The sequence below is a fragment of the Bradyrhizobium sp. dw_411 genome (assembly GCF_018449695.1).
In the GTDB taxonomy this organism is placed as follows: domain Bacteria; phylum Pseudomonadota; class Alphaproteobacteria; order Rhizobiales; family Xanthobacteraceae; genus Bradyrhizobium.
Map to the genome: position 1 here is coordinate 89609 of NZ_JAAVUY010000009.1, position 26842 is coordinate 116450.

Annotated in this window: 24 protein-coding genes; 12 read left to right on the forward strand and 12 right to left on the reverse strand. The window is 61.0% G+C overall.

The annotated features are described in order from the left end of the window. Window positions 1–53: 53 nt before the first annotated feature. Window positions 54–1232, reverse strand: coding sequence for an MFS transporter (locus HB676_RS17070; RefSeq protein WP_213739013.1), 1179 nt, complete (start codon window positions 1230–1232; stop codon window positions 54–56). A gap of 95 nt (window positions 1233–1327) precedes the next feature. Between HB676_RS17070 and HB676_RS17075 the strand changes: the two genes are divergently transcribed. Next, window positions 1328–2128 carry a helix-turn-helix transcriptional regulator gene (locus HB676_RS17075; protein WP_249780298.1) on the forward strand — a complete coding sequence of 267 codons (801 nt, stop codon included), beginning with the start codon at window positions 1328–1330 and terminating at the stop codon, window positions 2126–2128. A 268-nt stretch (window positions 2129–2396) separates the two neighbouring features. After that, entirely contained in the window at window positions 2397–3752 is a 1356-nt protein-coding gene (locus HB676_RS17080) for a malonyl-CoA decarboxylase (protein ID WP_213739015.1), read from the forward strand. Window positions 3753–3799: 47 nt separating this feature from the next. Here HB676_RS17080 and HB676_RS17085 read toward each other — a convergent pair whose 3' ends face one another. From HB676_RS17085 to HB676_RS17135, 11 genes are all read right to left on the reverse strand, one after another. Then, the gene (locus HB676_RS17085) at window positions 3800–4489 is read right to left on the reverse strand and encodes a Fe2+-dependent dioxygenase (RefSeq protein WP_213739016.1); all 690 of its coding nucleotides are present in this window, start codon (window positions 4487–4489) and stop codon (window positions 3800–3802) included. Between the two features lie 11 nt (window positions 4490–4500). Further along, a complete protein-coding gene (locus HB676_RS17090; RefSeq protein WP_213739017.1) occupies window positions 4501–7080 on the reverse strand; it encodes a TonB-dependent receptor in 2580 nt (859 codons plus the stop codon). A gap of 257 nt (window positions 7081–7337) precedes the next feature. Then, entirely contained in the window at window positions 7338–7577 is a 240-nt protein-coding gene (locus HB676_RS17095) for a hypothetical protein (protein WP_213739018.1), read from the reverse strand. A gap of 141 nt (window positions 7578–7718) precedes the next feature. After that, the gene (locus tag HB676_RS17100; protein ID WP_346347359.1) at window positions 7719–10112 is read right to left on the reverse strand and encodes a TonB-dependent siderophore receptor; all 2394 of its coding nucleotides are present in this window, start codon (window positions 10110–10112) and stop codon (window positions 7719–7721) included. Between the two features lie 299 nt (window positions 10113–10411). Next, on the reverse strand, window positions 10412–11581 hold the full coding sequence (locus HB676_RS17105) for a mandelate racemase/muconate lactonizing enzyme family protein (RefSeq protein WP_213739019.1): 1170 nt from the start codon (window positions 11579–11581) through the stop codon (window positions 10412–10414). Window positions 11582–11708: 127 nt separating this feature from the next. Then, complete coding sequence (locus tag HB676_RS33870) at window positions 11709–11978, reverse strand: DUF3297 family protein (protein ID WP_346347360.1); 270 nt, start codon at window positions 11976–11978, stop codon at window positions 11709–11711. Continuing rightward, on the reverse strand, window positions 11975–12451 hold the full coding sequence (locus tag HB676_RS17115) for a glutathione peroxidase (RefSeq protein ID WP_213739021.1): 477 nt from the start codon (window positions 12449–12451) through the stop codon (window positions 11975–11977). Before HB676_RS17115 ends, HB676_RS33870 begins: the two co-directional genes overlap by 4 nt. 32 nt (window positions 12452–12483) lie before the next feature. After that, a complete protein-coding gene (locus tag HB676_RS17120; protein WP_213739022.1) occupies window positions 12484–13884 on the reverse strand; it encodes an amidase family protein in 1401 nt (466 codons plus the stop codon). Window positions 13885–13970: 86 nt separating this feature from the next. Beyond that, complete coding sequence (locus tag HB676_RS17125) at window positions 13971–14546, reverse strand: c-type cytochrome (RefSeq protein WP_213739023.1); 576 nt, start codon at window positions 14544–14546, stop codon at window positions 13971–13973. 73 nt (window positions 14547–14619) lie between these two features. Beyond that, window positions 14620–15879, reverse strand: a complete 1260-nt coding sequence (locus HB676_RS17130; protein WP_213739024.1) for a PQQ-dependent sugar dehydrogenase — start codon at window positions 15877–15879, stop codon at window positions 14620–14622. Window positions 15880–16031: 152 nt separating this feature from the next. Beyond that, the gene (locus HB676_RS17135) at window positions 16032–16283 is read right to left on the reverse strand and encodes a hypothetical protein (RefSeq protein WP_213739025.1); all 252 of its coding nucleotides are present in this window, start codon (window positions 16281–16283) and stop codon (window positions 16032–16034) included. 298 nt (window positions 16284–16581) lie between these two features. On the opposite strand from HB676_RS17135, the gene pqqA reads away from it, so the two are divergent. From pqqA to HB676_RS17185, 10 genes are all read left to right on the forward strand, one after another. Beyond that, window positions 16582–16662 carry a pyrroloquinoline quinone precursor peptide PqqA gene (pqqA, locus tag HB676_RS17140; protein ID WP_084807017.1) on the forward strand — a complete coding sequence of 27 codons (81 nt, stop codon included), beginning with the start codon at window positions 16582–16584 and terminating at the stop codon, window positions 16660–16662. A gap of 168 nt (window positions 16663–16830) precedes the next feature. Next, window positions 16831–17760, forward strand: coding sequence for a pyrroloquinoline quinone biosynthesis protein PqqB (pqqB, locus tag HB676_RS17145; RefSeq protein WP_213739026.1), 930 nt, complete (start codon window positions 16831–16833; stop codon window positions 17758–17760). Window positions 17761–17774: 14 nt separating this feature from the next. Further along, window positions 17775–18527, forward strand: coding sequence for a pyrroloquinoline-quinone synthase PqqC (gene pqqC / locus HB676_RS17150; RefSeq protein WP_213739193.1), 753 nt, complete (start codon window positions 17775–17777; stop codon window positions 18525–18527). 11 nt (window positions 18528–18538) lie between these two features. Continuing rightward, window positions 18539–18850, forward strand: coding sequence for a pyrroloquinoline quinone biosynthesis peptide chaperone PqqD (gene pqqD, locus HB676_RS17155; protein WP_213739027.1), 312 nt, complete (start codon window positions 18539–18541; stop codon window positions 18848–18850). Next, the gene (pqqE, locus tag HB676_RS17160) at window positions 18847–20070 is read left to right on the forward strand and encodes a pyrroloquinoline quinone biosynthesis protein PqqE (protein ID WP_213739028.1); all 1224 of its coding nucleotides are present in this window, start codon (window positions 18847–18849) and stop codon (window positions 20068–20070) included. The genes pqqD and pqqE overlap by 4 nt, the downstream gene beginning before the upstream one ends. Beyond that, entirely contained in the window at window positions 20060–21058 is a 999-nt protein-coding gene (gene pip, locus HB676_RS17165; protein ID WP_213739194.1) for a prolyl aminopeptidase, read from the forward strand. The genes pqqE and pip overlap by 11 nt, the downstream gene beginning before the upstream one ends. A gap of 9 nt (window positions 21059–21067) precedes the next feature. Then, window positions 21068–21730 carry a DUF4286 family protein gene (locus tag HB676_RS17170; RefSeq protein WP_213739029.1) on the forward strand — a complete coding sequence of 221 codons (663 nt, stop codon included), beginning with the start codon at window positions 21068–21070 and terminating at the stop codon, window positions 21728–21730. 223 nt (window positions 21731–21953) lie between these two features. Then, a complete protein-coding gene (locus tag HB676_RS17175; RefSeq protein ID WP_213739030.1) occupies window positions 21954–23753 on the forward strand; it encodes an FAD-dependent oxidoreductase in 1800 nt (599 codons plus the stop codon). Continuing rightward, a complete protein-coding gene (locus tag HB676_RS17180) occupies window positions 23723–25570 on the forward strand; it encodes a 2-oxoacid:acceptor oxidoreductase subunit alpha (protein WP_213739031.1) in 1848 nt (615 codons plus the stop codon). Before HB676_RS17175 ends, HB676_RS17180 begins: the two co-directional genes overlap by 31 nt. After that, window positions 25567–26622, forward strand: coding sequence for a 2-oxoacid:ferredoxin oxidoreductase subunit beta (locus HB676_RS17185; protein ID WP_213739032.1), 1056 nt, complete (start codon window positions 25567–25569; stop codon window positions 26620–26622). Before HB676_RS17180 ends, HB676_RS17185 begins: the two co-directional genes overlap by 4 nt. Window positions 26623–26842 lie beyond the last annotated feature (220 nt).

Sequence of the window (26842 nt, forward strand, 5' to 3'; positions counted from 1 at the left end):
TCCAAATTGAATCGCATTTGCGATGCGCGCTTCAAAAAGCGCGCATCGCAAACTTAATTCGCGCCCGCCACCGGCACCTTGATTTCGGTCGGCAGGATGATCGCCGCGGCGATCACCAGCAGGCACAATCCCGCGAACGCATGCAGCATGGTGACGAAGCCGCCCTGCTGGTACAGCCACGCCACCAGCCCCACGGAGGCGCCGGCCGCGGTGAAGCCGACGAAATAACGCACTGCATAGGCGCGCGAGCGCCATTCCTCGCTGGTGTATTTGCCGACCATCGCATCGTTCACCGTCACTTGTCCGAACGCGCCCATCACGATGCCGATCGCGGCCAGGATCAGCGGCAGGTTCGACAAGGTCGCCGCCATGTACAGAAACGGCGCCAGCACGAACGACAACGGCAGCGAGACGGTTTTGAGCGAATAGCGGTCGATCAGTTTGCCGATGGTGTATTGCGTCATCGCACCGAACACATAGACAAAGGCCGCGATGACGCCGAGCAGCGCCGGGCTTGCCGTGAGGTCGGCCAGCCGTTCCGCGAACAATTTCGGCAATGCTACCGTCACCGCATTGAAGGTGGTGGATATCGCGATCACCACAATCAGGATCGATACGATCACGCGCCACATATCCTGCTTCGCCACCCGCGCCTGCGCCGCGGCCTGTTTGAAGCCCGAGCGATCCTCATGCACCACGAGACGCATGAAGGCGACCCCGATCAGGATCGTGACAATGCCGGGGATGATGAAGGCCCAGCGCCAGCCGAGATATTGCCCGACCACGCCGGTCACCAGCGCCGATGACGCAACGCCGAGATTGCCCCAGACGCCGTTGAGACCCATCTCGCGCCCGAGACTGTCGGCGTAGGACACGATCATCGCAGTCCCGACGGGATGGTAGATCGACGCAAACAGGCCGATCGAGAGCAACGCCGTGCCGAGTTGCAGCGGCGTCTGCACCAGGCCGACCGCGATCATCGAGGCGCCGATCCCGGCAAAGAAGATCACCATCATATGGCGCCGGCTCCAGCGGTCGCCGAGCCAGCCGGTCAACAGCGATCCCGCGCCAAAGGCGATGAAGCCGGGGGTGGCGTAAGGCAACAGCTCCGAATAGGCCATGCCGAGCGCCGGCCCCATCACGATGACAGCGGCAGCAAAGATCAGCATCGAATAATGGTCGATAAAATGCGCGGCGTTGACGAAGCCGATCACCCGGACGGGACTGTTCATTGGAATTCCTTGGACTTTTTTGAAGCGATCTTGCGGGGAATTCCTGCAATGCTCTGAAATGGGTTATATGATCTTGTCCTGACGAGATGTGGCCAATGAATATCGCCGAAACGCCAATCGCTGCCATCAGCGGAAGCCGCCCGATCGCGGGTGATGGCGTTCATCTGGTCGCGCGGCATTACAAGAAGGGCGTGCGGCTCGACCCCCATATGCACCGCGAGGCGCAATTGGTGTACGCCGCGCGCGGCACCATGCAGGTCACGACCCCCGGCGGACGCTGGCTGGTGCCACCGGATCGCGCGGTGTGGGTGCCGGCGCTATCCGAACACGCCATCGACGTGCTGGCCGATATCGAAATGCGCACACTGTATTTCGATCTGGCGTGGCTCAAGCGCGAGGAGCGCAGCACGAGCCTGGATGCCGAATTCGTCGTACGGGTGTCGCGTCTGTTGCACGAGACGATCCTGGCGCTGTTCGATGGCCGCAACGATCCCGATCGGACCGGCTTGCTGGTCAGATTGGCGTTGCTGGAACTGGATCACGCCGAGGACTCAGCGACCTTCATTCCGCTGCCGCACGAGCCGCGGTGCCGGCGCGCGGCGGAAATCGTGCTCGGCGATCCCACCGGGCTGCACGAGATCGATACGCTGGCGCGCGAAGTCGGCACCTCGGCGCGGACGCTGTCGCGGTTGTTTTCATCGGAAACTCAACTGAGTTTCAAAAGCTGGTGCCAGCGCGCACGGATCGCCGCGGCGATCGAAAAACTGTCGACGGACGCCAATGTCTCGGTCAAGCAACTTGCCGCGGATTTGGGCTATGCGAGCGTCCCGGCGTTCTCGCACGCCTTCCGGCAGGTGACGGGCAAAACGCCGACCGAGTTTGCGGCGAAGGAATGAATTAGAGGCTTCAACAATCTTGATCGTCATACGCGGGCATAGCCGTCAAAAGGACGGCGTCGCTTTCGCTTGCCTGCGCCCCGCGTATCCATCAATCTTCATAAAACTCTTTTTTTCGAAGCTGATGGATGGCCGGGTCAAGCCCGGCCATGACGAGTCATCGTACCCGTGCTGCTCATTTCCGCTCTTCCGTCGCCCGCTTGAATGTGATCCCCTTCGCCTTAAATCCAATGTAATAATTCCGTCCGGCTGGATATAACCCTCTGACATGAGCAGCAACGCCTTCTTTTCCGACCTCCTCGCCTCGATCTCCGAGCGCGGCCGCAGTTTGCTTGGACGCGTGGGATCGCCCGACGCCAAGCAGGACCCTTCCGACCTGATCCTGCTGTGCGAGGCCCTGTTATCGGGCCGCGGCGAGGCTTCCGGTACCGCGATGGCGCGCGAGGTGCTCGATCGCTACCACCATCTCGACGCCGCCGGCCGGCTCTCGTTCTTCGGCGAACTGGCCCGCAAATACGGTCCGGACCGCGAACGACTGGCGCAAGCGATCGAGACCTGGCGGGCGCAGCCGAACGACGATGACGCCAGCGATCTGCATTTCGCCTCCGAACCGCGGCGGCAGGAACTGATCCGCAGACTCAACCGCGCGCCGGGCGGCACCAGCGATCTCGTGGCGATGCGTGCCGATCTGCTCGATCATTTGAACGGCGACAAGGAGCTCGCCGCGCTCGACCGCGACGTCGTGCATTTGCTGGCCTCATGGTTCAACAGGGGGTTTCTCGTGCTGCGCAGGATCGACTGGTCGACGCCGGCCAACATTCTGGAAAAGATCATTCGCTACGAGGCCGTGCATGAGATCCGCGACTGGGACGATCTGCGCCGCCGCATCGATCCGATCGACCGGCGCTGCTACGCCTTCTTTCATCCCGCGCTGGTCGACGAGCCATTAATCTTCGTTGAAGTGGCGCTGACGGAGTCGATTCCCGGAGCAATCGCGCCGCTGCTCGCCGAAGACAGGCAGCCCGTGCCGATCGAGCGTGCCCGAACCGCCGTGTTCTATTCGATCTCCAACACCCAGCGCGGTCTCGGCGGCATTTCCTTTGGCAGTTTCCTGATCAAGCAGGTGGTCGAGGAATTGCGGCGCGAGCTGCCGAAGCTGGAGAATTTCGTCACGCTGTCGCCGGTGCCGGGCTTCATGCACTGGGTCAAGCAGGCCAGCGACGTTCCCTTGTCGGACGAGGAGCGAACGCTGCTCGAACAACTGGAAAAGCCCGACTGGTTCGAGAATGCGGAGCTGGCGACGCAACTGCGTTCGGTCCTGGAACCGCTGGCGGCGCATTATTTTCTCAAAGCACGTACCTCCAAGGGCCGGCTGATCGACTCGGTGGCGCGATTCCATCTCGGCAATGGCGCGCGGCTGGAGCGGATCGACTGGCTCGGCGATCTCTCGCCAAAGGGCCTGCGCGAATCCGCCGGCTTCATGGTCAACTATCTCTATCGGCTCGACGATATCGAGAAGAACCACGAGGCCTATGCCAATCAGGACACGATCGCGGCCTCCAGCGCTGTGAAGAAACTGCTGAAGACCGAGGGCCGGCGCTTGCTATCATTTTCGGCAGATTAAAACCGCCGCGACGAGCTTATGCTTCGGCCAGTTATACTCCGGCCCGATTACACTTCAGCCCATTTGCGGATCAGATTGTGATAGATCCCGGTCAGCTTGACCGTCTCGGGATCGTCGCGCCCGAGCCGCTCCACCAGCGCCTGTATCGCGGTATCCAGATCGAAGATCAGGCTGCGGGCATGAGCATCCCGGATCATGCTCTGCAGCCAGAAGAACGACGCGACGCGCATGCCGCGCGTGACCGGCGTGACCATGTGCAGGCTGGAGGCGGGATAGACCACGAGATCGCCGGCAGGCAGCTTGATCTCGTGCGAACCGTAATTGTCCTCGATCACCAACTCGCCGCCGTCATACTCATCCGGTTCGGCCAGAAACAGCGTGACCGATAAGTCCGTGCGGATTCGCAAGCCTGTCAGGCGATCGCCGCGCACGGCATTGTCGACATGAATGCCGAAATGATGCCCGTCCGCGGCCGCATAACGATTGAACAGCGGCGGAAAGATCTGCAGCGGGATCGCCGCCGAAATGAACCGCGGATTGGCCGTCAGCGCCGAGATCACACGCTTGCCGAGCTTGCGCGCAACTTCGCTGTCCGGTGGCAGTTGCTCGTTGTTTTTCACCAGCGCCGACTGCGCGCCGGCGGTCGAGCGGCCGTCCTCCCACGCACACTCGTCCATGATGTGGCGGAAATCCGCCACATCGTCTTTTGTCAGCACATTGGGAACGCAAATCAGCATTGTCTCGACAATCAGAACCGTGCCGAGAGCACCAACGATGCCGTGCGGCCCGGAGCTTCGAGCACGAACGGCGTCGCACTCTGGTACAGCGCGTTGTAGTAGATCGTGTTGAAGATGTTGTTGACGAAGAACTTCAACGTCCAGTTCTTGGTGATCCTGGCCTCCGTAAACGCATCGAAACGCCAGAAGCTCGGCAGCGACGTGCCCTGGTTCGCAGCAAGCAAGGTGCCGCCGTACATCTTGGAACGATAGACGGCCTGCGCGCCAACCTCCCAGATATCATCGACCTGATATTTGCTGAGCAGGGTGAATGACTGGTTGGCGATGTTGGCAAGCGGTAAGCCGACATTCGACGAATAAAGCGTGGTGTTGGCCGGTGGAACCAGCGACTTCGTCACCTCCGACTTCATCAGCACGAGACCGCCGAACACGCTCCATTTGTCGGTGATCTTGCCGGTGACTTCGAGATCGATACCGCGGACTTGATACGCCGCACCGGCGGTGATGCAGGAAATCGTGCCCGTGGATCCGGTCGGAATCGGACAAGTCGTACTTGTCGCGCTGGCGTTAACCGACTCGCGTGCGTTGGTGACGTCGGTCTCGAACAGAGCACCGCTCACGAGCAAATGCCGTTGAAACAACTCCCATTTATTGCCGACTTCGATCGCCGTGTTCTTCTGCGGTCCGAAAATCTGGTTCGAATTTCCGTTGAGGTTCGGCGCAAGTCCGCCATAGGCGGCACTTGTACCGTCGAATTCAGCGCCCACCGGATTAGACGACGTAGCATAGGCGACATAAACGGCGGTAATCGGCAGCGGCTTTAATGTAAGGCCGAGATTGAAGTTCGGCATCAGGAAGTCCGCAGCCTGCGAGCCGAATACACCCGCAGCCGTGCCCGACGAGCCCCAACCACTGGTTTTGATGTTGTAGTCATCGAAGCGGATACCGCCGTTGAGGATGACCAGGTCGCGGTAATTGGCGGAATCCATCAGGTATCCGCTCGTGGTGTCGATCGCGATCTTGGTCGGCCTGCCGGTGAGCGTTGGTGTCGTCCCGAACGGGATGTTCGTGAATTGCGGATTGAGGGCGTTCACGCCGCTCTGCGATCCGGTGCCGTTGAAGGGCGAACCGGCGGTAACCAGTTCCGAGGTCAAGCCTGTGTATGAGTCGATGCTGGAAATTTCGCGCGAAATCTCGACGCCGGCAACGGCCGTGTGCTTCCAGTTATAAGTGTCGAATGTGTATTTTGCCTCGCTCTGATTGGCGGTGACATCGGTTTGCTGGCGGCGGCTTTGCGGATTGGCGGTGATGGTCCACAGCGCCGGATTTGGATTGGTCTCCACGGGCGATTCAGGAATCGTGCCGATGTAATTCAGCAGCGACCGCGAGGCCCGCACCTTATCGCTGAGGGTCAGGTCGGGAGTGACCTTCACTTCGGCGTTGATGGTCGCGAGATCCTGATGGACTTCATAGAAGTCGCGATTGGCGAAGCCGTAAAAAGCATTGCTGTTGCCGCCGAAAGCCGGAAGTGGACCACCAGCCGTCGTGTTGAACGGTACGCCGCCGGCCAGGGAAGACCCGGTGGAACCCGGCCGATAATACGGCACGCCGAAATCGGGCAATCCGTGGATGTCGGTATGAACGTAATCCGCCGTGACCTTGATCGCATCGGTGGGCTTCCACGTCGTGGCAACGAAACCGCCGCCGCGATCATCCTTGGCATAATCGCGCCCGGCGATACTGGAATCCTGGAACACGCCGCCGGCGCGGACTGCCAGCGTCGGATTGATCACCTGATTGACGTCGAGCGTCACGCGCTCACCGGGATCGGTCGAGACCGTCTCGTCCATGTTGTAGAAGGATTTTTCGGTGGTCGCCTGCTTGGTGACGATATTGATCGCCCCACCGGTCGTGCCGCGGCCGGCAAACGACGAGCCCGGTCCGCGCAGGATCTCGATCTGCTCGGTGAAGAAATTCTCGCGGACGCTGACGCCGGAGTCGCGGACGCCATCGATGAAGATGTCATTACGGGTATCGAAGCCACGGACGAAGAACCGGTCGCCGAAGGCGTTGCCGCCCTCGCCGGTACCGAGCGTCACGCCGGCAGTGTTCAGGAGCGCCTGCTTCAACGTCGTGGCGTTCTCGTCGGCCAACACGTCCTTGCTGATGACAGTGACGGTCTTTGGCGTGTTCAACAGTGGTTCGGGGAATTTGCCCGAAGCCTGGATGTGATCGACCTTGTAAGGCGCGGCTGCATCGGCGTAGGGATTGCGATCGGCGGGCAAGCCGCCGGCATTGGGAAACGGCACAGCGGCAGGCTGTGCCCGGCGTGCTGCGCGCCGCAGCGCGTTACGTGCCCTGATTTGCGCCGCAGTCGGCGCAGATGCCGCGGGGCGTGGGCGCGCGACCGGCGCATCGACCGTTACCGGCGGAAGGGTTGATTGCTGCGCTTCAGCGCCAGAGAAGGAGGCGACCGCCATTAGACCGGCGACCGCAGAGACCTTGCGGCCGGAATAATTTTCGAAGGTCTCACTGACTGAGTTCATCGCCGCGCTCATGCGCAACGACCTCGGTGCTTTTACCTGATTCATGACACTCGCCCCATAACGGAATTCCAAATTCTCATGCAGTTGAATCTGCAGTGAGCCCATGACCGGTTTGGTATCGAGCGTGAAATTTCGGGTCAATGCGATGAAGGCGCAAAGATGGTTGAATCTATCCAGATCAAAACGATTCTAATTTCGAGATTGAAATCGTTCTAATCTTTATTGAAACCATTCTAAACTGAACTTTGAAACGGTTCTAAACAAGGCCCGTAAATCAAGCCTTTCTGGTACATCAGCACCAATCAATCGGCACTGGGCGGCTTCATGAGAGAAAACAACTCGTCGATGGTTTTTTGCGCGGTCTGCCGCACGCGATCGGTCTCTTCCATGCCGGCGATATTGATGCCCGCCACGACCGCCCTGATCTCGTCGCGAAAATCAGTGAGAAACCGTAGCGGATCCGGCGAATTGTTGGCCACGCGCGCGATCAAGCCCGTGATCAGAAGTTGGCAGGCAATCATGCGTCCATTCAGTTCATCCATGGTCGGCCCCGATCAATTTCACACCGCGAGGTAGCGCGGCAACCGTGGCGGCATCGATATGCCGCCACACGGGGTCTTACTACATTGCCGTCAATTTCAGGCAACAGCAGATTAGCCCTCACGTTCGATCAGAACGTTACCTTAGAACGTTGCGCGGGCCGACAGGCGGAAGGTACGCGACTGACCCGGCGAGATGTTGTTGTCGCCATCCGCCGAGGCCCAGTACCCCTTGTTGAAGATATTCTCGACGTTGAGCTGCGCCCGCCACATCTCGTTGATCTTCACGTAAAGCGCGGTGTCGAAACGCACGAAGCTCGGCAGCCTCACCGTGTCGTCAGACGTTGCAAAGGAGTCGCCGAAATAGATCATGCCCAGCGCCGCGCCCCAGGTCTCGTTGAACTGGTACTTGTTCCACCACGCGAACTGATTGTAGGGCACGAGCTGCACCCGCATTCCGGTCAGGATCGGCAGCGATACCGTCGCCGCCGTCAGATCATGCGCAATCCTGGCGTCGGTGTAGGCGTAGCCGAGCGAGGATTGCCAGGCAGTAGTGACATACCCGGTCAGGCTGGCCTCATAGCCGCGCACCCTGGTCGCACCATTTGGAAATGCGAGCCCCGAGCCGGCCGGCGCGGTCGGATCCGGAATCGGCTGGTTGGTGCGGTCCAGATTATAGATCGCGGTCGAGAACAGCAGTTTCGGATTGATGTTCCACTTCAAGCCGACTTCGGTATTGACGAATTTCTGCGGCGCAAGGATCAGCGTGCCCTGCGTCAACGAGCTGAACTGGTCGCCGGAGGACGGCAGATAGGAAACGCTATATGAGGTGTAGACTGACAGATTGTTGATCGGCTTGACGATCACGGCAGCCTGCGGCGACGTCAGATTATCGGTTCTGGTTCGAAAGACACCGGTGTTCTGGTCGGTCGCCGCCATCTCAAAGCGGTCGAAGCGCAGGCCGCCGATCAGCTGGACCCAGCGGGTGATGTCCACCGTATCGCGCACATAGGCCGACTCGATGTTGAGGCCGTATTTGCTGTTGGAATCCGCCGTGGTGACGCCATCGCCGTTGTTCACGAAGGTGGAATGGTGAACGAAATTGACCGGCCCGAAATAAGTCGGAGCGAACGGGTTCACCGCAATGGTGCTGGTCCCGGTGGATGGAAAGATACCGGTATTGCGCAGATCGATGCCGGTCTGACGGCCAAACTCAGTACCGAAACCGATGGTATGCAGCGCAGGCCCAGTGGCGGTCTTGTAGATGAAATCGGTCTGGTTGAAGACGTTGTCGCGATTGGTCCAGTGCTGATAGGCGCCGAGGTTGACGCTGGTATCGGCGGGGTTCACCGCGCCCAGCAGCGTGCCGTTGGCCGGATAGACGTTCTGGTAGAATTTCTTGTAGTCGGCGACGATGGTGCCGTTCTTGACCGTCAATCCGTTTTCGAAATCATGCTCGATCGTGGCCATGCCGGTTTGCACCGTGGCGATGGCCACGTTGAGCGATGGGCTGCAAAAACAGACTGCGACATTTCCGAACGGCGCGAACGGCGTGGTCGGATTAAAACGAGTGGCCGCCGGTGATGTGGCGTTGATGGCCTGCGACGGGTTACCGCGGTCGGCGGTGCGATCGTCGTGGAAATATTCGTAGCTGAGCTTGATCCTGGTATTGTCGTCGGGCTTCAGTGTGACGGTCGGATTGATGCCGTAGCGCTCGAGCTGGCCGAAATCGCGGAACGAGTCCGCCCCTTCGTAGAAAGCGTTCAAGCGCACGGCCACGTTTTCATTGATCGCCTGCCCGGCGTCGAGCGTGAAACGCCGGTCACCCCAGGAGCCTGTCTGCACGCTGGCCTCATAGACCCGGGTGCCGTCGGCTTCCTTGAGCGTCCGGTTGAGCAGCCCGCCACCGGCGCCACGGCCGAAGGTGATCGCGGCCGGCCCCTTCAAAACCTCGACGCTTTGTGCATTGTAGAGGTCGCGGAAATATTGAACGTCATCGCGAAAACCATTGACGAAGAAGTTCGCGCTGGTATCGACGCCGCGGATTACGAGTTCGTCGCGGTTGCCTTCGCCCTGATGCACGGCGACGCCGGGAACGTAGCGGGTGACGTCGGTCAGGTTCTGGGGGCTCTGATCCCGGATGAAATCCTTGGTGATCACGCTGAGCGACTGCGGAATGTCGAGCAGCGGCGTATTGGTTTTCGTCGCGACTGAGGTGCTGTTGGCATAAACGCCAACGGTGCCGGTGCGGCCGTCCTGCGAGACGGCGAAAGGCTTCGGCGGGGCTGGTTCGCGCCGCACCGCCTGCTGACGGCGCTTGCGGCTGCCATTGTCGGCGCGCGTTGACGACGTGCCAGTGCTGCGGCGCTTGGCTTCGGGCGCGGTCACCGTGACCGGCGGCAGCGGCGCTGCGCCGGAAGACTGCGCGCGTGTTTCCTGGACCTGCGCCAGCAGGCCGAGCGTCACGTAACTGACCGAGAGCAGCATCGCTCCCGATGCGAGACGGATTCGATGCGCGAATTTGAATGCATTTTCCACGAGTACAACCCCCAAACAATTTGCCGCGATTTTTTTAGCGGCGTGCGTGGGGGTCATGACTCACGAGCGAACAACGCGTCCAGCTTACTTGCGAACGATTCCAAATCGGCTCGCGCGAAAAACTTTGCCGGGGCAAAATCGCATCGGGAATAATTTTGAAACAGCTATAACCAAGCTATTTTCGGCGTCTGCTGCAAATTGTCGCAGCGCTGAATGTCTTTGACGTATTCTAAAATCCGTTTCGCCGCATGATCGCTGATTACTTTTAATCGCAAGCGGCGATCAATCCCGCATCGATCTCAGGATGCCAGCGCCTTCATCTCGGTGTAGAGATCGGACTTTCCTTCAAAGCCGATCCCCGGCAGATCCGGCATGGTGATGTGACCATTCTCGACGCGGACGCCGTCCGGAAAGCCGCCATAGGGCTGGAACAGATCGGGATAGCTCTCATTGCCGCCGAGGCCGAGGCCGGCCGCGATGTTGAGCGACATCTGATGGCCGCCATGCGGGATGCACCGGCTCGGCGACCAGCCCAGGGTTTTCAAGACGCCCAGGGTGCGCTGATATTCGCAAAGCCCATAGGACAGCGCGCAATCGAATTGCAGCCAGTCGCGGTCGGGCCGCATGCCGCCATAGCGAATGAGATTCCGCGCGTCCTGATGGCTGAACAGGTTTTCGCCGGTCGCCATCGGCCCCGGATAGAATTCCGCGAGCGCGGCCTGCAACTGGAAGTCCAGGGGATCGCCGGCCTCCTCGTACCAGAACAGCGGATAGTCGCGCAGCATCTTGGCGTAAGCCACTGCGGTCTCCAGATCGAACCGGCCGTTGGCGTCGACGGCGAGTTGTGCCTGGCTGCCGATCTCCTTCAACACGGCCTCGATCCGCTCGCGGTCTTCCGCGATCGGCGCGCCACCGATTTTCATTTTGACGACGCTGTAGCCGCGATCGAGATAGCTGCGCATTTCGCCGCGCAGCGCCGACAGGTCCTTGCCGGGGTAATAATAGCCGCCGGCGGCATAGACGAACACGCGCGGATTGGCCTTCAACCCGTGACGCTCGGCGAGCAGCCGAAACAGCGGCTTGCCCGCGATCTTGGCCACCGCATCCCACACCGCCATGTCGATGGTGCCGACCGCGACCGAACGCTCGCCGTGTCCGCCGGGCTTTTCGTTCGACATCAGCGTCGCCCAGACCTTGTCCGGGTCGAGATTGTCGCCGCCCGCATCGAGCATGGTTTTGGGATCGGCCTCCAGCAGCCGCGGCGCGAAACGTTCGCGGATCAATCCGCCCTGCCCGTACCGGCCATTCGAATTGAAACCATAACCAACCACCGTCTTGCCATCGCGCACCACGTCGGTGACGACAGCGACGAGGCTCGTCGTCATCTTCGAGAAATCGATATAGGCGTTGCGAATGGGCGAAGCGATCGGTTTTGTGATCTCTCGGACGTCGACGATACGGACGGACATGGGTTTGGCTTTCAGAAGATGGCGGGATCTATTGCATCGTCATTGCGAGCGAAGCGAAGCAATCCATGGCGGATACAGGCCGAGCCATGGATTGCTTCGTCGCAAGAGCTCCTCGCAATGACGAATGTCAGGACGCGGGCTTGCTACGAAAATACGGCTCGACCGGGCCGTGAACCTTGATGGTCAGCGGGTTGCCATAGCGGTCCTTGGCGGCGCCGGCGGTGACGCGAACCCAGCCCTCGCTGACGCAATATTCCTCCACGTTGGTCTTCTCGACGCCCTTGAAGCGAATGCCGACGTCGCGCGCCAGGATTTCTTCATTGTAGTAAGGGCTTTTCGGATCGCTCGACAGCCGGTCGGGCAATTGGTCGGTGTTAACTTCGTTTTCTTCGTTCACAGCAAGGCCTCGATTTCCTTTGTCAGTCCTTCCGGAGTTGCCGTCGGCGCGTGCCGCGCGACCACCTTGCCGGAGCGATCGACCAGGAATTTGGTGAAATTCCATTTGATCGAAGACCCCAGCAATCCGGATTTCTCGCTCTTGAGATATTGATACAGCGGATGCGCGCTCCCGCCGTTGACGTCGATCTTGTCAAACATCGGAAAGCTCACGCCATAATTGGTCGAGCAGAACTCGCCGATTTCTGCGGCGTCGCCCGGCTCCTGCTTGCCGAACTGGTTGCAGGGAAAGCCGAGCACCGAAAAGCCGCGCGGACCCAATTGGCGCTGCAGCGCTTCGAGGCCCTTATATTGCGGCGTGAATCCGCAGGCGCTCGCGGTGTTGACGATCAAGAGAACCTGACCTTCATAACGCTTCAGCGGAACCTCCTCGCCGGCAAGCGAGGTGGCCGTAAAATCGTAGATGCCTGCCATCGTAATTCCTTCACGCCCTGTTCGGAATTCAATCAGCTCACGGGATCGATCGGCGCCGGCGGCGTTCCACCGGCTTCGATGGCCTCGCCCGCCAGCAAACAGAGATCCTCGCGAAAGCGGCCGGAAACCACCTGGACACCGACGGGAATGCGACCGACCAAACCTGTCGAGACCGTTAGCGCAGGCAGCCCCATGAAGGGAATAGCAATTTGCGTCAATTGCGCCCGCCACACCCGCGCGAAAGAGGCGTCATCGCGCCTGTCGAGACCATCCGGGAACGGCAGTTCACCGGATACCGGCATCAACAGCACCGAATAGGTCTCGAAGAACTGCAGCCATTCCCGCGCCAGGGTCGCCCGCCGCGTCAAAACCCTGGATAGCGTCATCGCGTCGAACGGAAAAACCTTGGCCCGGTTGCCGCGCAGGCAGGCGATAGCCCCGGGATCGCCTTCGCGCTCGGCGGCCTCGAGCTGCGCTTCATAGCCATCGCCGATCCAGAGTTTGGTCTGAAGTTCGGCAGCCTCGCGCAGCGGCGGCGTTGCCGTGATTTCCTCGACTACCCATCCGGCGCGCTCAAGGCGCTTGGCGGCGTCCGCGACGGCCGCTTTCACCTCTGCGACGGGCTCAAGACCATCCGGCTGCAGACATACCGCCGCGCGCTTCGGCATTGCAGGCCCTTCGAGCGGCGCCGGCACCCACCAGGGATCGCGCATGTCAGGCGCGGACATCGCCGCCAGCGCGATCCTGAGATCGCCGATGGTGCGCGCGAGCGGACCTGATACCGCCGAGATCTGCGGCCCGATCGATCGTTCCGGCAGCGACGCATTGAAGGCCGCGATGCGGCCCACCGTCGGGCGCAGGCCATGTACGCCACAGGCGTAGGCAGGATAGCGAATGGAGCCGGCGATATCGGTGCCGTGCGCAATATGGCCGATGCCCGCGGCGACCGCCGCGCCCGCGCCGCCGGAAGAGCCGCCCGGCGTGATCGACGGATCGCGCGGATTTTTGGTGTCGCCATGGATCAAATTAGTGGTGAACCAGCGGTAGGAAAACGCCGGGCAGTTGGTGCGTCCCAGAATAACGGCACCAGCCTTGCGCAGATTGTCCACCACGGGACTATTGCTGCCCGCGATCGCATCGCGCTGCAGCTTGAGGCCGTTGGTGGTGGCGAATCCGGCCTGATCGATATTGACCTTGATCGTGACCGGCACGCCGGCCAGCACACCAACATCCTCGCCACGCGCGATCGCCGCATCGACGGAAGCGGCCTGCGCCAGCACATCTTCCGGGCGATGATCGACCACCGCATTGATGGACGGGTTCACCGCATCCAATCGGGCCAGCGCGGCAAGCGCTGCCTCCTTGGCGGAAACCTTCTTCGACTTGACGAGGGCAGCGAGTTCTTGGGCCGATAGACGCCAGAGACCTTCCATAGCCAACTCCCTTGGATCGCGCCCTCGTTGTAGCGCCGCCGACAAGACAGCGCCATACCACAGGGTTCCAGGTTCAGCAGAAGGGCCTAGTGAACGCGGGCCAGAAAATAAGCGAGATCGGCGATCTGATCCGTCGTCACCGGCTGCAGGACTTCCGCCATGGTGCCGTCATAGCCGTGGCGGCTGTTGTCCTTGTATTCCCGCATGGTCTTGGCGAGATAATCCTCGCGCTGGTTGGCTATGCGCGGAACGTTTTCCTTGCCGGAAAAATCCGGGTTGTGGCAGGTATTGCAGCGGTGCTGCGCCACCAGGGCCTGGGCGCGCGCAATGCGCGCGGGATCGGCGGCGTCGGCCGGCGGCGCGGGCTTAGGCAGCTTGGCGATAAAATCCGAGAAGACGCGCAGATCGTCATCGGTAAACGACTTCGTCATGTCGTTCATCGGCTCGAAAGTGCGCAGTTTCTCACGAAACATAAAGAGCTGGATCAGCGCGTAAGGTGCCTGCTGGCCGCCGAGCGACGGCGTGTTTTCCATCTCGGATTGGCCGTGCTCGCCGTGACAGGCAAAACAGGTCACCGCACGCTCCTCAACGGTGGCCGCGTCAGCGGAGAAAGCGGCAGACGCCAACACAAGCACGGTTATTATTTTTGCTATTTTTGGCATCGACCTGATCCTTGACCCATCCTCAAAAGAAAATCGGGGGCAGCACGTGCTGCCCCCGATCGTTGTCTCATCCTTACTTTGCAGCGACCTTCTGCTTGCCGTAGGTGATGCGGTAGACGGCGCCGTTCCAGTCATCGGAGACCAAAAGCGAACCGTCCTTCATCTGCATCACATCGACCGGACGGCCGACATATTTGTTGTCTTCCAGGAATCCGGTGACGAGCGGCTCCATCGACTTGACCGTGCCGTCCTTGTTGAGCTTGACGACGACGACGTCACCGCCGGCCTTGTTGGAGCGGTTCCAGGAACCGTGCCGGGCGACGATGATCGCATTCTTGTAGCTCTTCGGGAACATGTTGCCGGTATAGAAGCGCATGCCGAGCGAGGCGGTGTGCGGTCCCATCAAGCCAACCGGTGCGGTGAATTCGCTGCAGGAATGTCCCCAGCCGAATTCAGGATCCGGAATGTTGCCCTGATAGCAATAGGGCGCGCCGAAATCCTCGCCCGCCTTGGTGATGCGGTTGAGTTCGTCCTGCGGCACGTCTTCCGACAACCAGTCGCGGCCGTTATCGGTGAAGTACATCTGCTTGTTTTCGGGATTCCAGTCGAAACCGACGGTGTTGCGAACGCCGAGCGCATAAACTTCCGCGCCGGTGCCATCGAGGTTCATGCGCCGGATCTGGCCGTGCGCCTCGTCATGCAGGACGTTGTTGCCGGGCTGACCGACCGGAACGTAGAGTTTGTTGTCAGGCCCGATGGCGATGAACTTCCAGCCGTGGGCTTCGTCCTTCGGAAGCTGATCGTAAACCATCGTCGGCTTCGGCGGGTTGTCGAGATTGTCCTCGATCTTGTCGATCTTGGAGATCTTCGAGAGCTCGGCGATATACAGCGTGCCGTCCTTGAACGCGACGCCATTCGGCCGATAGAGGCCCGAAGCGATGATCTTGACCGATCGCTTGCCGTCCTTGTTGACGATGGCATAGACCTTGTCGACCGTGCGGCTGCCGACGAACACCGTGCCTTTGTCGCCTTCGGCGAGCGAACGCGCATTCGCCATGCCCGCAGCGTAGACTTCGATATTGAAGCCGGCCGGCACCTTGAGCTTTGCCAATGGCAATTTGTCGGGCGCGGCGGCAATCGGCGGGCCCGCGACGGGCGCGAGCTTGCCGGCAGCTTCGCTATCCGGCCGCCCGATCAGGGGCGACCCCGGCGGCAATGCCGGCGCAGCGGCGGGCGCCGCAGCAGGCTGCTGCGCGGCAGCGCCAAATGTCATAGCTCCAAAAACGGCACCAGCCAGCAGCAGGCTGCGTGACGCCGATGAGTAGATTCTCATATAATGTTCTCCCCTTTGTGGAAGCCTTTGAACCTTGCACGCACAAGTACACTCCACGTGCCGGTGGCTTTCATACCGATACTCTTCAATATTTTTCCGCAGGTACGCAATCGGAAACATTCCTGGAATCGCCAGGAATCGCGCCGGTGTTATCAATGCTTTGTGACGTCCGACGCATCGAGCAACGCTTCGGTAAAAGGAAACTCCAGTACGATCTCGCCTTCGTCGTCGGTGACTTCGAGAACCGCGTTCAGGAGGCTATCCTGGACGCCTTCGGTCTTGAGCAATTCCTTGATCATGGCGCGGGCGACCTCCCAGGCGCGATCGGGGTCGCGCAGCTCCTCACCCTCGAGATCTGCGACCAGTTCAGTGCCGATACGGGTGTTGAAGAAATATCGCGGCATGGCTCCAACTGCTTCCTTTGACAGCTCCCGACCGGCGCCGGCAGCATTTCACGCGTTCTTTATCCTAGGTGCACTGCGGTATATTCGACCGGCTACAGCCCCCAGATTTTCTCCTCAACTATGAACCCATTGATCCCTCATTGTTTTGACGCTCAGCCGCACAAAACCGTGAATTCATTGTGCATTGCAGCATGGAAAACACCGGGCTGATAATAAAAGATTTTACTGGCGAACTTTATGATCCGCGCTACCTTAACCCCCGGGCGGAGTTCGTCCGGACGTGAAATGGAGAGCCAAAATGGCCTGGAAAGCACCGAAGATCGTTGAAGTGTCGGTCGGCATGGAAATCAACATGTATGCGTGCGCCGCCCGCAAGTAAGCGGCTGCGACAGCATTAAGTTTACGCAGGTGGACTTCCGGGCATGACGCACCCCGCTTTTGGGGATGTGTTCGTGTCTGGGTCCACCTTCGAAGCTTTTTGAGCACGCTTCGCTTTTGGAGCGCGTCTCGAAGTACCCCAAGCTTAGAAATCTCCAGGAGACGGATCATGCTTCGCGTCGTCGTCCTGGGCGCCGCGGCAGGTGGTGGCGTTCCCCAGTGGAATTGCGGCTGTCCGGTTTGTCGGGCCGCGCGCACCGAACATCCCGAACTTCAGAGCACCCAGGCCTCGATCGCTGTTAGCGCCGACGGCCGTCACTGGTTTTTGATCAACGCGTCTCCCGATCTGCGCCAGCAATTGATCGCGACGCCGCAATTGCACCCCGCACCCGGCCAGTTGCGCCATAGCCCGATCGCGGGCGTGATCCTGACCAATGGCGAGATCGACGCGGTCGCGGGTCTTTTGTCGATGCGCGAAGGCTGGCCCTTCACGATCTATGCCCACAGCAAAGTGCTGGCGATCCTGGCCACCAACAGCATCTTCAACGTGCTCGGCGAAAAGAACGTGCGTCGTCAGCCGATCGAAGAGGACGAGACGTTCGAACCGGCGCTGCCCGACGGCACGCCCTCCGGCATCGAGGTTTTGCCGTTCGCCGTCGCCGGCAAGAGCGCATGGTATCTCGAAGGCAAGGCACATCCCGCCGGTGACACCGGCGTCGGCGATACGCTCGGGCTTCGCATCGGCGACAAGGCGACCGGCAAATTCTTCTACTTCCTCGCCGCCTGTGCCGGCGTGTCCGACGAACTCAAATCCCGCATCGCCGGCGCACCGCTGGTGTTTTTCGACGGCACGGTATGGCGCGACGACGAATTGATCGTGGCTGGTCTCGGCACCAAGACCGGACAAGGCATGGGACACATCGCGATGTCGGGCGAAAGCGGTGCGATTACCGCATTGGCCAGCCTTGATATCGACCGGAAGGTGTTCCTACATATCAATAATTCCAACCCGGCCCTGCTGCACGATTCCGCGGAACGCAAGACGGCCGAGCGCGCGGGCTGGCAGATTCCCGCCGATGGAACGGAGTTTACGCTGTGACCGCTGCTATCCCGATGACGGCCTCCGCGCTCGGCAAGGGCGTCGTGCTCAACAGCGCCGAAGAGCTGGAAGCCGCACTGCGTCACATCGGCCAGACCCGCTATCACAATCTGCATCCGTTTCACGGGCTGCTGCATGGCGGCAAGCTCAACAAGGGCCAGGTGCAGGCTTGGGCGCTGAACCGTTATTATTACCAGAGCACCATTCCCATTAAAGACGCGGTGGTGATCTCGCGCTTTTGCGACCGCGCCACCCGGATCGAATGGCGGCACCGGATCGAGGATCATGACGGCAATATCGGCACCGAAGGCGGGATCGAACGCTGGCTGAAGCTGACCGAAGGCCTTGGCCTCGACAGCGACTATGTCGAATCCGCCGTCGGCATCCTGCCCGCGACGCGCTTTGCGGTGGAAGCCTATGTGCATTTCGTGCGCGACAAGACACCGCTCGAGGCCATCGCGTCGTCGCTGACGGAACTGTTCGCGCCGAACCTGCATGAAGAACGCATCTCGGGCATGCTGGCGCATTATAACTTCGTCAATCCCGACATCATGAGCTATTTCAGCCGGCGGCTGACGCAGGCGCCGCGCGATGCCAATTTCGCGCTCGATTACGTCAAGACCCATGCGCACACTCCGGCGGAGCGCGAAGCCGTCTGTAACGCGCTGTTGTTCAAGACCAATGTGCTATGGGTTCAGCTCGACGCGCTGTATCATGCCTATGTTGACGGGCATGTACCGCCGGGCGCGTTTGTGCCGAAGGAATAAGAGGCGAAGCGATGGCAGGCTCACGCAACATCAGCGTCAGTGAGGACAGCCGCCCGGTCCTGCCGCGGCATGCCAAGCTGAAATTCGACGAAACCCGGCAGGTTTGGGTGATCCTGGCGCCGGAGCGCGTGCTGGCGCCTGACGAGATCGCGGTCGAAGTCCTGCAACTCTGCGACGGCGTTCGCAGCGTCGCCGACATGATCGACGTGCTTGCTGAGAAATACGCCGCCGAGCGCGGCGCGATCGCGACCGATGTTATCGCGATGCTGCAGGACCTTGCCGACAAGGGATTTCTCACCCAGGCGCGCGAGAAGACCTCATGAGCCCGACGCTGACAGATGCCGGCATTGCGGCAACCGAACTTAAACCGAGTGATCCAAAAGACGGGATCGCGGCGCTGGAAAGGCGCGGCTCCACGGCGGAAACTTTTGGTATTCCGCTCGCAGTGCTGGCCGAACTGACACATCGCTGCCCGCTGCAATGCCCCTATTGCTCCAACCCGGTCGAACTCGACCGCGGCGGCACCGAACTGACGACGGCGGAATGGAAGAAGGTGCTTTCCGAGCTCGCCGAAATCGGCGTGCTGCAGATTCATTTCTCCGGCGGCGAACCCACCGCGCGCAAGGATCTGGTCGAACTGGTGCAGCACGCCAGCGATGTCGGGCTCTATTCCAATCTGATCACCTCGGCCGTGCTGCTGACCCGCGAAAAACTCGCCGCGCTGGCCGACGCCGGGCTCTGCCACGTGCAGATCAGCTTTCAGGGCAATGAGCCCATCGTCGCCAACCGCGTCGCGGGCTTGAAAAACGCGCACCAGAAGAAGCTCGAAGTCGCCAAATGGACCCGCGAGCTGGACCTGCCGCTGACGGTCAATGCCGTCATGCATCGCCAGAACCTGTTTCAACTGCAGGACATCATCCAGATGGCGGTCGATCTCGATGCCGACCGGCTCGAAGTCGCCAATGTGCAATATTACGGCTGGGCGCTGAAGAACCGCGCTGCGCTGATGCCTACGCTGGAGCAGATCGAGGAGACCAGCCGCATCGTCGAGGAAGCCGAAGTGCGCCTGAAAGGCGTGCTCGCCATCGACTACGTGGTGCCGGATTATTATGCGTTGCGCCCGAAGAAATGCATGGGCGGCTGGGGCCGGCAGTTCTTCAACATCTCGCCCGCCGGCAAGGTGCTGCCCTGCCACGCCGCTGAATCCATCACCGGGCTCGAATTCGAGTCGGTACGATCCAATCATTCGATCGCCTGGATCTGGCAGAATTCCGAGGCCTTCAACCGCTATCGCGGCACCGGCTGGATGCCCGAGCCCTGCCAAAGCTGCGAGTTCAAGGAAATCGATTTCGGCGGCTGCCGCTGCCAGGCCTTCGCACTGACTGGCGATGCCGGCAATACCGATCCGGCCTGCACGCTGTCGCCGCTGCACGAAAAAATCTTCAAGCTGGCGGAGACCGAAGCCGCCGGCGACCAGAACCGTTTCATCTATCGCAATTTTGCCGGGGGCACGCCCGAGACAGACGGTGACCATGGCGCCTGACGCCGACGCGGGCAAATCCGCCAGTCTCGTTGCGGGCAACCGTTCCGACCCTCTCGCACCGCTGACATCGCAAATACTGGCGGTGGGCGACGGCCACGAGATTTATGTCGAAACCATCGGCCGCACCGACGGCATCCCGGCAGTCTATCTGCATGGCGGCCCGGGCAGCGGCTGCCAGCCCGACCATCGCCGGCTGTTCGATCCCGAGCGCTTCCATGCGGTGCTGTTCGACCAGCGCGGCGCCGGGCGCAGCCGCCCCAAGGGCCGCCGCGAGGCCAATACGCTGCCGCATCTGATCGCGGACATGGAAACGATCCGCGAGCAATTCGGCATCGCCAGATGGATGGTGGTCGGCGGCTCCTGGGGCGCGACGCTGGCGCTGGCCTACGCGCAGGCCCATCCCGACCGCGTCAGCGGCATCGTGTTGCGCGCGACGTTTCTCGGCACCCGCGCTGAACTCGACGGCGCCTTTCTCAACACGCTGCCGCGCTTCTATCCCGGCCTCAGCGACGACTTCCTCAGCCTGTTGCCGCCGGAGGAACGCGCCGAACCGCTGGAAGGCTATTGGCGCCGCATTCTCGATCCAGATGCTGCAAGCCATGGCCCATTCATCCGCGCCTGGCACGACACCGAACAGATCCTCTCCCAGCAGGCGCCACGGCAGAAGCGGCTCGATCTCGCATCGCTGAAATCGAGCGGCGCACTGCCCTCGACGCCATCGATGGAGGCGCACTATTTCCAGAACGATTGCTTCATGACGCCCAACCAGCTTCTGGAAGAAGCCGATAAGCTCGCGGGCATTCCCGGTATTATCGTGCAGGGCCGCTACGACCTGCTCTGCCCGCCAGCGACTTCGCATGCGCTGGCCGCGCGATGGCGCGAATCTGAAGTTCGCTTCGTCGAAGGCGCCGGCCATTCGCTCTACGATCCCGGCGTGAGAGACGCCGTGATGAAAGCGATCGCCGATCTCGCGTCGAAAGTAAAATAGGATCTACGCATGCCGCTCGCCGGAAAAGGCATGCTGCTGACCTCCATGGATATCGATCCCTCCGATGAGGCCGAATTCAACCGATGGTACGACCGCGAGCACCTCGAAGAACGCGTCGCGATCGAAGGCTTTCTGGAAGCGCGGCGCTACATCGCGCATCAGGGCGCGCCGAAATATCTCAGCCTTTACTCGACCGAGACGTTCGAGGTTCTCCTAAGTCCGGCCTATCGCACCGCATTGGCCAATCAGACCGAGCGGTCCAAAGCCAACATCGCGCGTTTCGAGAACATGATCCGCGGGGTCGCGCGCATTACGATCAGCCGCGGACAGGGCCGTGGCGCAGCACTCGGCATCATCCGCCTTCGCCCGTCTGCCGGTGACGAAGCGAAATTACGCGCAGCACTTCACGACGCGCTCGATCCCGGCTCGCTGGACGGCATCATCTCGATGCATCTGATCGAAAACGATGCCGCACTGTCCAAGCCGCTGACAGATAACCCTGCGGCGGCCGATCCCGGCGCCGGCGATTGGTTCGTGCTGATCGACGCCACGGATGTGAATGCCATTCCGGCCGCCATCGCGGCGCGCCTTGGCGGGTTCAAATCGCTGGTCATTTCGACCGGCGTCTACCGCCTGATGTGGGACCTCGCGAAGAGCGACCTGCCCGCCTGAAACAATGCGCAATGTTGCACTGCCGCATAGCGGCGCGACATTAACGCTGTGCGTTTGCCGCAGGAAATCTCCTGATCAAGCAAAATTGCCTTTGTGGATCATCTGGAATGGCTCTAATAAGATAAGCCAATGAAGCAATTTAAAAACCACAAGAACGTCATCTGAACGTTCGCAGAAAAGTAAGGCCGCGCGGTACCAAAGTTTTGGCGCGGATAAGGTAGGAATGAAACCGACTGATATCTCGGCGCCTGACTACTTTCATAAAGTGGTCGATTGCCAATGGGCCTGTCCCGCACACACACCCGTTCCCGAATACATCCGCTTGATCGCAGAAGGCCGCTACAGCGACGCCTACATGATCAATTGGAAGTCGAACGTGTTTCCCGGCATTCTCGGCCGCACCTGCGATCGTCCATGCGAGCCCGCATGCCGCCGCGGCCGCGTCGAGGAGACTCCAGTGGCGATCTGCCGTCTGAAGCGCGTTGCCGCCGACTTCAAGGATGACGTCAAGGGACGCATGCCGCGTCCGTCCGCGAAAAATGGCAAGCGCGTTGCGATCGTCGGCGGCGGACCTGCCTCGCTCACGGTCGCGCGCGATCTCGCACCGCTCGGTTATCACTGCACCGTGTTCGATGCCGACCCCAAGGCGGGCGGCATGATGCGCACGCAGATTCCGAAATTCCGGCTGCCGGACTCGGTGATCGACGAGGAAACCGATTACATCCTCGATCTCGGCATCGAGTTCAAAGGCGGCCAGCGCATCGACAGCCTGAAGAAGCTGCTCGGCGAGACCCACGACGCGATCTTTGTCGGCTCCGGCGCCCCGCGTGGCCGTGAGCTTGAGATTCCCGGCCGCAAGGAAGCCGCCGCCAATATCCATATCGGCATCGACTGGCTCTCCAGCGTATCGTTCGGTCATGTCGAGAAGATCGGCCGGCGCGTCATCGTGCTTGGCGGCGGCAATACCGCGATGGACTGCTGCCGCACCGCGCGCCGTCTCGGCGGCGAGGACGTCAAGGTGATCGTGCGTTCCGGCTTCGAGGAGATGAAGGCATCGCCCTGGGAGAAGGAAGACGCGCTTCACGAGGACATTCCGATCCTCAATTTCATGGTGCCGGTCGCGTTCACCCACGACAAGGGCAAGCTTACCGGCGTCACTTTCCAGAAGGTGAAGGCGGAATACGACGCCAAGGGCAAGCGCTCGCTGGTGCCCTCGGGCGAACCGGACGAGACCATCGCCTGCGACGACGTGCTGGTCGCGGTCGGCCAGGAAAATGCGTTCCCCTGGATCGAGCGCGACTGCGGCATCGAATTCGACAAATGGGACATGCCCAAGGTCGATAAGGAAACGATGGGCTCGACCAATCCGAAGGTGTTCTTCGGCGGTGACGCCGCGTTCGGTCCCAAGAATATCATCTGGGCGGTCGCGCATGGCCATGACGCGGCCTTGTCGATCCACAAGCTGCTCTCCGGTGAGGACATCACCGAGCGTCCGCTGCCCGAAGTGCATGTATCGTCGCAGAAGATGGGCATCCACGAATGGAGCTATGACAACGACGTTTCCGCCGACAAGCGCTACAAGGTGCCGCATCGCGACAAGGTGATCGCGCTGAAAGACATCCGCGCCGAAGTCGAGCTTGGTTATGACGTCAAACTCGCGCTCGGCGAGGCGCAGCGCTGCCTGAATTGCGATATCCAGACCGTGTTCGCCGCACCCCTTTGCATCGAATGCGACGCCTGTGTCGACATCTGCCCGATGGATTGCATCACCTTCACGCAGAATGGCGAGGAATCCGATTTGCGCGAGCGGCTGAAGGCGCCCTCGCCGCATCTCGACCAGGCGCTTTACGTCGCTGACGGTCTCAAGACCGGGCGGGTGATGATCAAGGACGAAGACGTCTGTCTGCATTGCGGATTGTGCGCCGAACGCTGTCCGACCGGCGCCTGGGACATGCAGAAATATCTCATCGACATGACTCAAGCAGGTTCATCATGCCCGTCCAAAGCCCGATCAGCAGCGTAAACGACTTCGTCGTCCGCTTCGCCAACGTCAACGGCTCGGGTTCGGCCAGCGCCAACGAACTGTTCGCGCGCTCGATCCTGCGCCACGGCGTCCCGGTGTCGCCGCGCAACATCTTCCCCTCCAACATCCAGGGCCTGCCGACCTGGTATGAGGTGCGGGTGACCGAGGCCGGCCATCTCGGCGCGCGCGGCGGCGTCGACATGATGGTGTCGATGAACCCGCAGACCTGGGACAAGGATCTGGCCTCGATCGAGCCCGGCGGTTACCTGTTCTACGATTCCACCAAGCCGATGCCGGCCTCGAAATTCCGCGCGGACATCACCGTGATCGGCGTGCCGCTGACCGCGATCACCAATTCGACCTATACCGATCCGCGCCAGCGACAGCTGTTCAAGAACATCATCTATCTCGGCGCGCTCTGCGCCCTGCTCGACATGGACCCGAAGCTGATCGAGCAATTGATCGGCGAACAGTACAAGGGCAAGGAAAAGCTCTTGTCGTCCAACGTCCACGCGCTGCATCTCGGCCGTGACTGGGCGCTGCAGAACCTCAAATGTCCGATCGGCCTGCGCGTCAAGAAGTCCGACAAGGTCGGCGACCGCATTTTCATCGAAGGCAACAGCGCGGCCGCGCTCGGCGCGGTCTATGGTGGCGCTACCGTCTGCGCCTGGTATCCGATCACGCCGTCGTCGTCGCTCGCCGACGCCTTCGGCAGCCATTGCAAGAAGCTGCGGCACGATCCGGCAACCGGCAAGGCGAAATACGCCATCGTGCAGGGCGAGGACGAGCTGGCCTCGATCGGCATCGTGATCGGCGCGTCCTGGAACGGCGCCCGCGCCTTCACCGCGACCTCCGGCCCCGGCATCTCGCTGATGCAGGAATTCATCGGGCTTTCGTATTTTGCCGAAATTCCCGCCGTGATCATGAACGTGCAGCGCGCCGGCCCCTCGACGGGCATGCCGACCCGCACCCAGCAATGCGACATCATCGCCTGCGCCTATGCTTCGCATGGCGACACCAAGCATGTGCTGCTGTTCCCGGAAGACCCGGCCGAAGCCTTCGAGTTTGCGGCCCAGGCGTTCGATCTGGCCGAGCGGTTGCAGACCACGATCTTTGTGATGCTCGACCTCGATATCGGCATGAACCACCGGCTCTGTCGCCCGCTGAAATGGGACGACGCCCGCCAATATGACCGCGGCAAGGTGATGACCGCCGAGATGCTGGAAGACGGCCGCGATTTCGGCCGTTACCTCGACGTCGACGGCGACGGCATTCCGTTCCGCACCTATCCCGGCACGCATCCCACCAAAGGCTCGTTCTTCACCCGCGGCACCTCGCGCGACCGCTACGCGCGTTATTCCGAGGAAGGTTCGGTCTACGCCGACAACATGCAGCGGCTGGTGCGCAAGTTCGAGACCGCGCAAGACATGGTGCCGCGGCCGCTACAGGCCAATGCCGCCAAGCCGACCAAATATGGCGTGATCTATTTCGGCTCGACCTCGCCGGCCATGGACGAGGCGATCGGAATCCTGGAAGCGCGCGGCCATCAGCTCGACCGGCTTCGGATTCGCGCCTTCCCGTTCCATTCCAGCGTCGCCAGCTTCATCGCCGACCATGATTTCGTATATGTGGTCGAGCAGAATCGCGATGCGCAGTTGCGCTCCTTGATCGTCAACGAGAACGGGATCGATCCCGTTCGCTTGGTGCCGATCCTCAATTATGACGGCACGCCGATCACCGCGCGATTCATCGCGAACGCGATCGGCGACCATCAGGATCAGTTGCAAGTCACTCCGCTTCGCAAGGTGAAGTCATGACCTATATCGCCAAGCCGAAATTCCAACATCCGGGCCTGCCCAAAAACGATCTCGGCTTCACCCACCGGGATTACGAGGGCAAGGTCTCGACGTTATGCGCGGGCTGCGGCCATGATTCGATCACGGCCTCGATCATCGAGGCCTGTTACGAGCTGTCGATCGAGCCGCATCGCGTCGCCAAGATTTCCGGCATCGGTTGCTCCTCGAAAACCCCCGATTATTTCCTCGGCAATTCCCACGGCTTCAATTCGGTCCATGGCCGCATGCCGTCGGTGTTGACCGGCGCCAACCTCGCCAACCGCGACCTGATTTACCTCGGCGTCTCCGGCGACGGCGACTCGGCCTCGATCGGCTTTGGCCAGTTCGCACATTCGATCCGGCGCGGCGTCAACATGACCTATATCGTCGAGAACAACGGCGTGTATGGCCTCACCAAGGGCCAGTTCTCGGCCACCGCCGACCGCGGCTCGAAGTCGAAAAAGGGCGTCATGAACAATGACAACGCCATCGATCTCGTCGCGATGGCGCTGCAATTGGGCGCCAGCTTCGTGGCGCGCAGCTTCTCCGGCGACAAGAGCCAGTTGGTGCCGCTGATCGCGGCTGCGATCCAGCACAAGGGCGCGTCGTTCATCGATGTCATCAGCCCCTGCGTCGCCTTCAACAACCATGCCGGCTCGACCAAGAGCTTCGATTATGTGCGCGAGCATAATGACGCGGTGAACCGGCTCGACGTCATCACCGGCCGCGATCCGATCACGGTCGATTACGCGCCGGGCACGGTGCAGGTGGTCGAGCAGCACGACGGCACCAAGCTGGCGCTACGCAAGATCGACGCGGATTACGACCCGAATGACCGGCTGGCGGCGATGACCTTCCTGCAAAAGCACGCCGCCAAGGGCCAGATCGTGACCGGATTGCTTTACGTCGATCACGAGGCTGAAGACCTGCATACCCACCTCGATACGGTGGAGAAGCCGCTCAATACGCTCAATGCCGGGGATTTGTGCCCGGGCACGCCGGCGCTGGAAAAGATCAACGCCAGCCTGCGCTAGCTGAAGCGCCGTCGCCACGGCGGGAATGAACGATCAATAGATCGAGATAGAGACGCAATCGTGCCCGCAACATCAATTACTGGTGTTGCGGTAGCGGATAACTCTTGGACGTTTGTGACGCCGCGATGAACCATACCGGTCGGTCAAGCCCGGTTTGACGCCAAATTGAACGCCAGGACCGCCGCTAAACAGCCAACTTCAGGGATCGATATACCACCAC